The sequence below is a fragment of the Nocardia barduliensis genome (assembly GCF_013315795.1).
Classification (GTDB): domain Bacteria; phylum Actinomycetota; class Actinomycetes; order Mycobacteriales; family Mycobacteriaceae; genus Nocardia; species Nocardia barduliensis.
Genome location: NZ_JABLTE010000185.1, coordinates 1 through 8907, shown reverse-complemented (window position 1 = coordinate 8907; position 8907 = coordinate 1). Strand labels below are relative to the sequence as shown.

Below are 8907 nucleotides of genomic sequence, written 5' to 3'. Positions count from 1 at the left end.
GCCTCGACTACCGCGGCCGCGCCCGGTGACGATTCCGTTCGTTGTTCGCGGCGTTCAGCCCGCTGAGCGGCACTCCGGCATCGTGCCCAGCAAGCTCGGCAATAACTTCGGACGCCGACTGGGGCAAAGCCCTCGCGGTGTTCCTCCAGTCCGGAAACAGCGAGTGCTGACGAGTGTGGCGGGCGTCCGAATTCGGATGCCCGCCACGCTCACCCGGCGGGAGTCCGGACATTTGCGTAGCTATGGACCCAGCACCCACCCTCTCGAGCCGGTGCCCGGCTCAGGCGCAGACGCGATTGAGCTCGTCGGTGTAGGGGTTGAGATCGCTGACGTTGTCGTCTACCAGCGCGTAGGCGTAGGCGGCGATGGCATCCTTCTCCGGGCCCTGCGCCAGATCGGCCAAGCCGCTCAGTCGGCCGGACAGCGCTGACGCCGTCGCCTCGTCCAGGGTGCCGCCGCTCGTGTCGATCGCGACGTTGATCAGTTCAATGGCTTTGGCGCACTGGGGCGACTGGGCGTGCGCGGGTGCGGCCGGCAGGAAGAGTAGGGCGGCAGCGGCCGCGGACAGCACAGCGGCGAAGGACGTCGACTTGATCATGTTTTCCTCTCAGAGTTCGACTGATCGTAGCGTCGCGGCAGGAGACGCCACCCTCCACCGCTGCGCACACGGCGATCCCACGGCGACTTCGCGATACACCGATGAAAGGCGTCGGCACGACGACCGACCGGGTGACCGCGGCCAAGGGCCGAAGCGCGTCTTCCTGCTCTGCCGATCTTGCTTCGATCGCGCGGATGCGGATCCGGGGCTCGATCGTCAGCCACCGTGCGAGCCGTTCAAGCGTCAGCGGCGCTACCCGTTCATGGTCAACAGGCAGCCCGATTCGTGCCGGTGCGTTCGTCACCCCACGCCGCCGTTGTGTCGCCCTCGCGGCTCATCGCGGATGGTTCGCGTTGACCCGGCGGCCACCCGCTTGTCGATGATCTTCATACTCGGGGACGGTGAGCCGGCCGAGGCTGTCCTGCTCGGAGACGATGCCCCTTTCGGCTCTTCAGGTAGCGCGGCTCGGACCGGTCGGTCACTGCGCGCGGCGCCCACAACTGTCGGGAGAGCTGGCCCGCCAGGTATGCACCGGCCGCGTTCACCAGCACGTCGTCGACGGATGAGTGACGGCCGATAGCGAGGGCGAACTGTGCAGTTTCCACCGCGATCGAAGCTGCTGCTCCCGCCAACAGGATGCGGTACGAGCGGGCGAACCAGGGTCGGCGCACGGGTAACAGGAAGCCAAGTGCGGCGAAGACCAGCAGATTCCCACCGAACTGCTCGATTACCCGGTCGTCGGCCAGTACCTCGGCCAGATCACGCAGTGGCACCAGATTCACCGAACGCCCCGTTCCCGTCGGCGTGAGGATCATCCACAACCACGGCGCGGTACCCGTCACCATCCCGACATCGCATAGCGCGGCACGCCACCCCCACCGCCCAGCCAGCCACCAGGCCGCGAGACCGGCTAGTGGTATCGAGGTAATCGCGGCGATCGCGACCCCACCCCACGCCTCCCATGTCCCGTTCACACCCCAGTATCACCCGAATCATCTGCGCCACAGGTCGGCTCGACAGACCATCCACAGGACCCACACGCGCGCACACACAAACCAGCAAGGCGTCGGAATGGTCCGCTTGCTCCGGTTCTTGCGACGCAGTCGCGAAGTCCTCCGCAAGCTCTCGGATGCCATGCAGGTTCCAGCCCCAAGCCCGAATTTCATCGGCAAAATACATTGCTGTCGGAGCGCTGTTCTAGATCAACTCAGCTGCGAGGTTCAGCGTTTCCGCAATTCAGAGGCTATTTTTGTGGGGTGGGCGGGGCTCGAACCCGCGACCAATGGATTATGAGATCAAACACTCTCGACACTGTGCTAACCAGCAAGGAACCTGCATGTCAGAGAGCATTCTACAATAATCTATTGGTGCACGGATCTCCAAGCATTCGACTCGCTGCGGCTGACTTTCGACGTCGTCACGATACCGCCGAACGTAGTTCAACGGACTGCGGATCAAGAGCGGCCGTGCATGCGCGCCGCCGCCACGCAACCGGCCGGGCCTGGCTGCGCTGGCGACCCAACCGGGCGCGTCAGCGGCACGCGTGCGCTACCCCGATCCGATCTGAGATGGTTGATTTCGATAACCGAGAAGCGGGGGCGCAACAGAGCCCATACCCGGCCTACCTCGCGCAGTCGCCGACGAATCGGCCCGCACTCGACCCGGCCAACTGGCTGTGGCCCAGTCCATCGAGTTGCCGAACGGAAAACGATTCGGTCATCAGCGTGGATGTGTGCGACCTACCGGCCGCGTGGCCTCGCTGGTTGGTGGTCTGCATTGTGTTCCCACGCCCTTCCACCGTCAAGGGCACCCAAGGGCGTCATCTGCGCTGATGTCATTCGCCACCCTTGACCGCGGAGCCTCTCGCGCGAAGGGCAAGCCTTATGGGGGGAGGCGGTAGCCAGCCCCGGTTATGCGCAGACCCCCCAACCAGCAGGCCAATTCGCATCGACACCCGCAGGCAACGCAACTCCGGCACCTTCCGCCTTGCCGTTTGGTCGTAGACGCACAGCACGCCCGAAGCGGACCGAGACCCGAGCCCCGCAAGGTGAAGTAGCAACGGATGGCCACGCACACCGTCATAATTCGAATCCGTGAACCCTAACGACGTGCCGATCAAGGTCAAACAGCTCAATGGCAGGTTCTCGTGCCAGTGGTATCTACCCGACCCCGATGCGGATGTGGTGCTTCGGCCTCACGGAGAGATCATCCTGGATGGCAGTCGGCAGCCTCTAGGGAAGGTGTCCGGCGAAGTGCCAGGTGAACCCTTTGGCGGCTTCCCCAAGCGCTATGAGTACGAATACTTGAGTGGCCAGCTAGCCAACGGAGCAGGCGCACTATTGATAAATCCAAAATTGGAAATAATCGGCCATCCAGGGCACTTTGTTAACTTTCCGGATGGGAATGCAACGATCTATGCCTCTGCGGCCCTTATCGGACGCGACGCGGATCAACTGAACGATACAAAAATATCTGAAATGCGCGTACAGATAACACATCTTGAACGCATCTTCATGGCTTCTCCTATCGACACCACAACATTACCAATGCAATCCGACTCGAAAGAAGCGAAGTGGTCGGTTACCACTCGATCCAATGACTTGGAATGGTACGATGGTTCGACAAAGATGTCTATCACCTACATGCAGTCAGCCACAGTTCTCGCGGAGTATGAGTTCGGGATCCGCTTCACCCCGATCATTAAGATATCATTCGATGAACCGCTCGAATTCTTGGACGCTTACGACAAGTGGATACGCTCACTGTATCGTGTTATCTCTGTCCTCACTGGAAAAGAGGAAGACGTTACGTACCTGGAGGTGAAACCAGCAGGGGCGAAGGAAAATTCGCCATTCTTGCAAGCTTTCGCCAGGCCGATAACGCAGTCTCCATACATGCCTGAGCGCGGGCGCCTTCGTCGACAGCGCGATTCTGCCTTGAAGCTGGATGCCGACAAAGTGTCGCTTCTAAATCTTGTCAACCGGTGGAACACGCTGGAGGATGATCAGAATCCTATCGTCTACACCTATGAACCTTACGCCCTCGGTGCAGACCAGCATCCAAGAGCCAGGTATCTTCTCTTGATTCAGGCATTGGAAGGGGTATCAAATCGCGAAGGGCGATTGAATGAGAGAGTTGAAGGATTCGCCAGAAAACGCGACAGAGTTATCAACGAGTGCATGAAACATCTGACAGGCATGAGCAGAAAGTTTGTCAGAAAAAATATAAAGAAAACCCCGTTGAACCTAGATGATCTCCTCAAGGACATGTTTGAGTCGTTGCCCGTTGATCCCACCGAGAAGATCGGACAGGCCACCCTTGTGGAAAGGGTTTGCACCGAGAATACATTGAAGCCAGAGGGGGCTTTGCGCCTTATTAGAAACGACCTAGCTCACGGAAACAAAACCTACGATTTTTATGAATTAAGTGAGGTGGACACCATTCTTGAATCGGTCGTACGTGCACATTGTCTCCGGATTCTCGGCATGAGCTCCGAGGTTCAGGAACGGGTTCTCAGCTTCGACGACTAGCGGGCAGAGCCCTTCCTTGATGAAAGACACAGCCCGAACCCCAGAGATGGGGACCGGGTGGGGACCACACGTCGTTCACGACCACGAACAGCCCAAGCCGCCTTATCTTGTGCACGGTTCGCACCGTTCGACCTGCGTGCCTACCAGCATGTTTTACCGTTTGAAACGGCGGGCTTTTGGCCTCGAATTGGCGGTCGTCTCTCAAGCACCAATCGCGGCCGGGCCGGCGGAGAACCGGACTCCGAGAGGTTCGACCCGGAGGCGGCATCGTCGGCGTAACCGTGGTCGCCCGTAGGCGACCATCAGTGCGACCCGCAACCGGATCGGGGGCCAAACGAACGACAGCGCGACCTATTCGAGACCTCATGACGAGTTTTGAGTACGTGTGGTCGATCGCGACTCTGGAAAGGTGACTGCAATGAGTCGTACGCACTACTTCCGCGACCCGAATGCGCCGTTGTCGAACAGCATCAAGGTCGCTGTGAGTGCATTCGTCCAGGATTCTCACGGCCGTATCCTGATGATCCACCGAATCGACAACGACCTGTATTCGATTCCTGGTGGCGGCCTCGAGGCAGGAGAGACGGTCACCGAGGCAGTCGTGCGTGAGGTCCGCGAAGAGACTGGCATCGACGTCCAGGTGACCAACCTGATTGAGATTTTCTCGAACCCGGATCACGTCATCGCCTACGACGGCGGAGAGGTTAGGCAGGAGTTTTCGATCTGCTTCCCCGCCGACCCGGTCGGCGGCCAGCTCCGGCCGAGCCCGGAATCCAAGGAGGTCATGTGGGTCGCGCCGACAGACTTCGCCAAGCTGGACATCCCCCTCGATCGCATTACGGATCGAGCGCGGCCTCGAGAAAACGAGTGCGCCCTACTTCACTTAGATCCGCGACGGGCCGCCTCGATCCGGTCAACAGCTTCGAACAGTTCCGGCGCCGCTTCCGTCAACGACCGCGAGACGACGTGATTGTCGCCGTATCGCTGCGTCACCTCTGCGAGGCGGGCGTGGACATCGGTACCACCGCCCGTTGGCGTTGTAGACATGTCAGCCCACCAGAGCGCATCCCGAAGCGGAATACGCTCGTCCGGCCACGGCAGGGGGACCTCACGGTTCCGCGCGTCGACTCTGGCGCACGAGTGATTCGCGACAAGCGCGCACAGCCGCGCTGGCACCCCGCGATCCTGAAGGAACTCCGCACCATCGACAGGGTGAAACCCAGTACGCATCAATTGCGGTGAGTAGCCGACATCGTGCAGCCAAGCCGCGGCAACGAGCAGGTCACCGTCATCGACCAGATCGGCGACGAACTCGGCATGACGCACGACGCCCGCAACATGCGCGAGCCGTGTCGGAAGTTCACTCAGCAGTTCGTGCGCGGTCCGCCCTGCCCACTCCAGGAGCTCTCCACCCATGTCGCCACCGTAGTGGCTCGGCAAGCGGACATCCAAGCGGTCCGAGTTCATCTCGCGCTACCTACTCGGCGTTTGTGCACGTAAAGTCCAGCTCGTGACTGACCTCAAGAAGCTCACGGACCAGATCAGCGCCCGCGCAAAGGAGATCCGCACTGACGGATACTCAATGTCCATCGGCGAGGTTCTGTCCCTATACCGCGAGGGCGACATCGAGATCCACCCCGAGTTCCAGCGCATCTTTCGCTGGAACGATGATCAAAAATCGCGCCTTATTGAATCGATCCTCCTAGGGATCCCAGTTCCGCCAATATTCGTCTCGCAGCGGCCGGACGGCGTCTGGGACGTGATTGACGGAGTGCAGCGAATCTCCACCATTCTTGAGTTCACCGGGGAGTACCGCGACGAGGAGCGGGTTGTGCAGCCCCCGCTCACGCTCCGCAAGGGCGAGTACCTGACGGAGCTGGAAGGCTACACATATTCGGCCCCTGAAGATGCCAAAGGTGCCAAACAGTTCGACGACGCTTTGCGCCGCGACTTCAAACGATCCAAGCTGGACTTCAGCATCATCACCAAAGAGTCGGACCAGAATGCGAAGTACGATCTATTCCAGCGGCTAAACTCCGGCTCAATCTTGTCGCCACAAGAGGCGCGGAATTGCCTCATGGTGATGATTAATCGCGAATTCTTTCACATTGTCACTAAACTGTCAGTAGATTCACACTTCCTCAACTGCACCCCACTCACCGAGCGACAGGCTGAGGAATCGTACCCAAACGAATTGGTGCTCAGATTCTTTTGCCAAGAGGAGTTTGTGGGCGGAATTACCGAACTACAAAAGGAATATGGCGAGTACTTGACCGACTGGATGAAAAAGGCCGCCGAGCGCAACGAGTCATTGAACCAAGACTTGTTCAGCGAGACCTTTCAGCTGCTCGATGCCACACTCGGCGAGGACGTCTTTAGGCGATTTGACGGCAATAAGCATCTCGGACCGTTCTCAATTTCCGCCTTTGAATTTGTAACTACTGGCGTCTCGAGAAATCTGGCAATTTGGAAGGATCGAGGACCCGGCCAGCTAAAGGAACGAATCCAAGACATCTGGAAAGCACCGGGATTTCGTTCGAACTCTGGCACCGGAGTCAGTCCCCGGCGGAGGGTGCCTCGCATCGTTGCCGCGAGTCGCGAATACTTTGGGGAATAGACGTGACTGCTGTCACCGACGATGATTTCGAATCCCTAGCTGACAGCGAACTGGGCTGGAGAAAAATTGAGCTTCACGCGTTCGCGAAAGAACTGGAGCGCGCAACGAGGGGACACACTGCAGGCCCCACCGCTCGCGCCCTCACCCGAGGAATGGCAACGCTTCTCTATGCACACTGGGAAGGTTACTGTAAAGCAGTATTTGAAGCCTACATAAAACTCATCCTGAAAAGAAAGCCACTGGTTTCCGAAGCCGCTGACCGACTTGTTCTGGCGCACACGCAACACATACTTCGCCGGATCGACTCAGGAGATTCCGAGGCACTGACAGAGCTTGTTTCCATAGCACGAGGGACTTCAACTCAACGCCTTCGAATAAGTCAGGACAAGGTCGTCGACACGAAATCCAATCTGCGATTCCAGGTCCTAGAAAGCATCACGACTTCGCTCGGTATTCCAATTGCGAATCTGATGACAAAGAAGAATCTGATCGACATTCAACTATGTGACACACGAAATGAAATAGCGCACGGGCGCGCGAGTTTTCCAGACCCCAGGGAAACCTTAGAGCTGCACCGCAACGTCATAGCCATGATGGAGGAGATTCGCGACGTGACGATTGGACAAGTCCGGTCCAAGGGTTACCGGGTCAGCCCGCCAATTCCCTAGCCCTGAGCGCTCGCATGTTCGCCAGGCTCACCGTCGACCCCACTCGGTGAGTCGGTCGGCCAGCGTATGCGGGCCGGGATCGTCGTCAACTTCCGGCGACTTGCCCCGGTACCGCCCGCCCTGGCTCGGCGTCGCATCCTTCAGGCCGCGTGGCGGTGCCGAAGTCGTACACGCATCGCTTCGCTAGCCTCTGTCAGGTCGCCGGGGTCGATCACTGCGTTGCCCGACGCGAGGTAGTGGCTCGTGCTGGCGGGGAACTTCAGTCCGGCGTGCGGCGGCGGTGTCATGTTGTCGGTGCCGTTCCACAGACCGAACATGCGGTGCATGTGCTCATTTAGGGCCCGAGCTGGGGAAACTACCCACTACACGTTGATGTACAACTCCGACTGCTACAACTTGTCGCCGAGGCGCGCGCGGCGGTGCGCCGCCTTCGCTCGCTCGTCGGCCACAGACTTGCCGTAGCGGTCGAGCATCTGCCGGGAGCGCCATCCCGCCAGCATATGAGGTCCTGCTCCTGGCCGCCGTTGGCGAGCCAGTTGTGAGCGAACCAGTGGCGCAGCATGTGCGGGTGAATGTGGTCGATGCCCGCGGCCTCGGCGCGGCGTTCTAGCATCTGCCGTATGCCGTGGTCCGTCATCGGGCCCTGCCGACCGAGCCACAGCCGATCGCTCTTCTTCGCGAATTGATGTTGATTGCGGGCACGCAGGTACCGGCGCAGCGCGATGCGCGTCTTGTCGCCGAACGGTGACGATCTTGGCCGGCCACCCTTGCCGACGACCAGCGCGCTGTTCTCCTCGAAGTCGAGATCGTCCAAACCGAGGTTGGCGACCTCTCCGCAGCGGCACCCCGTGTCCGCGAACAGACGGATGATCGCGTTGTCCCGCCGAGAATCAAAGTCGGTTCCAGCGCACTGGTCGAGCAGGGCACGCAAGGATTCGAGACTCGGTACCGGCACCAGCTTGTCCGGAGCGTCCGGCAGGCTCAGCTTGTCGAATGGGTCAGATTCGATGATCTCTTGGGCCGCAAGTTATTTGAAGAACTGCTGAAGGCTTCGATACTGGCTGCGCGCGTACTGCGGGGACAGCGGCTCGCCGGTCCGCCGGTTCGTCCTTGAAAGCAGTGTCTCGATGTACCCGCCGATGTCGTCACGGGTGATCTCGGGCGCGTCTGTCGGGAGAGCCTCGGAGATCAGGTAGTCAGCAAAGTAGCCGATGTGGACCAGGGTAGACATCGATCGTCTTCTTGGCGCGGTTCTTTCTCCGCAGCTCGGTCGCGAAAGTCGTCTCGCAACTCCCGGATGTCGTCCAGCGAAGCCCTCCCCACGGCCCAATGCTATCGCGATAATCTATTCGTGGACGAGGGCTGTTCTAGGTTCTGTCTCGAAGTCGTAAGGGCGGGTTTGTGGACCGTCCTCAGGAGTGTCTGAGCCATTGGTTGATGACCGCGACCTGGATGGTGGCCAGATAGCGCACAGCGAGTTTGTCGAACCTCGTT

General features: G+C 59.7%; 11 protein-coding genes. 5 read left to right on the top strand and 6 right to left on the bottom strand.

What is annotated here, in order from left to right:
- Positions 1-280: 280 nt before the first annotated feature.
- On the bottom strand, positions 281-598 hold the full coding sequence (locus tag HOV91_RS37510; protein ID WP_174189953.1) for a hypothetical protein: 318 nt from the start codon (positions 596-598) through the stop codon (positions 281-283).
- Between the two features lie 386 nt (positions 599-984).
- Positions 985-1443: a VanZ family protein gene (locus HOV91_RS37505; RefSeq protein ID WP_246351522.1), complete on the bottom strand. Its 459-nt coding sequence runs from the start codon at positions 1441-1443 to the stop codon at positions 985-987.
- Between the two features lie 1263 nt (positions 1444-2706).
- Between HOV91_RS37505 and HOV91_RS37500 the strand changes: the two genes are divergently transcribed.
- Together HOV91_RS37500 and HOV91_RS37495 are read left to right on the top strand one after the other, a co-directional pair.
- Positions 2707-4128, top strand: a complete 1422-nt coding sequence (locus tag HOV91_RS37500; protein WP_174189951.1) for an ApeA N-terminal domain 1-containing protein — start codon at positions 2707-2709, stop codon at positions 4126-4128.
- 418 nt (positions 4129-4546) lie between these two features.
- Complete coding sequence (locus HOV91_RS37495) at positions 4547-5098, top strand: NUDIX hydrolase (RefSeq protein WP_246351520.1); 552 nt, start codon at positions 4547-4549, stop codon at positions 5096-5098.
- Here the strand turns inward: HOV91_RS37495 and HOV91_RS41165 are convergent.
- On the bottom strand, positions 5008-5454 hold the full coding sequence (locus tag HOV91_RS41165) for an HD domain-containing protein (RefSeq protein WP_369009330.1): 447 nt from the start codon (positions 5452-5454) through the stop codon (positions 5008-5010). The genes HOV91_RS37495 and HOV91_RS41165 overlap by 91 nt on opposite strands.
- On the opposite strand from HOV91_RS41165, the gene HOV91_RS40390 reads away from it, so the two are divergent.
- From HOV91_RS40390 to HOV91_RS37480, 3 genes are read left to right on the top strand one after another with little or no spacing between them, the layout of a single operon-like run.
- On the top strand, positions 5383-5628 hold the full coding sequence (locus tag HOV91_RS40390) for a hypothetical protein (RefSeq protein ID WP_246351518.1): 246 nt from the start codon (positions 5383-5385) through the stop codon (positions 5626-5628). The genes HOV91_RS41165 and HOV91_RS40390 overlap by 72 nt on opposite strands.
- 10 nt (positions 5629-5638) lie before the next feature.
- Positions 5639-6745, top strand: a complete 1107-nt coding sequence (locus tag HOV91_RS37485; RefSeq protein WP_174189949.1) for a DUF262 domain-containing protein — start codon at positions 5639-5641, stop codon at positions 6743-6745.
- Positions 6746-6747: 2 nt separating this feature from the next.
- On the top strand, positions 6748-7413 hold the full coding sequence (locus tag HOV91_RS37480; protein ID WP_174189948.1) for an MAE_28990/MAE_18760 family HEPN-like nuclease: 666 nt from the start codon (positions 6748-6750) through the stop codon (positions 7411-7413).
- Between the two features lie 140 nt (positions 7414-7553).
- Here the strand turns inward: HOV91_RS37480 and HOV91_RS37475 are convergent, their stop codons facing one another.
- The 3 genes from HOV91_RS37475 to HOV91_RS37465 all read right to left on the bottom strand — a co-directional run bounded on the left by HOV91_RS37475 (position 7554) and on the right by HOV91_RS37465 (position 8644).
- Complete coding sequence (locus HOV91_RS37475) at positions 7554-7739, bottom strand: hypothetical protein (protein ID WP_174189947.1); 186 nt, start codon at positions 7737-7739, stop codon at positions 7554-7556.
- A gap of 29 nt (positions 7740-7768) precedes the next feature.
- Complete coding sequence (locus HOV91_RS37470) at positions 7769-8344, bottom strand: tyrosine-type recombinase/integrase (protein ID WP_174189946.1); 576 nt, start codon at positions 8342-8344, stop codon at positions 7769-7771.
- A 96-nt stretch (positions 8345-8440) separates the two neighbouring features.
- Complete coding sequence (locus HOV91_RS37465; RefSeq protein ID WP_174189945.1) at positions 8441-8644, bottom strand: hypothetical protein; 204 nt, start codon at positions 8642-8644, stop codon at positions 8441-8443.
- Positions 8645-8907 lie beyond the last annotated feature (263 nt).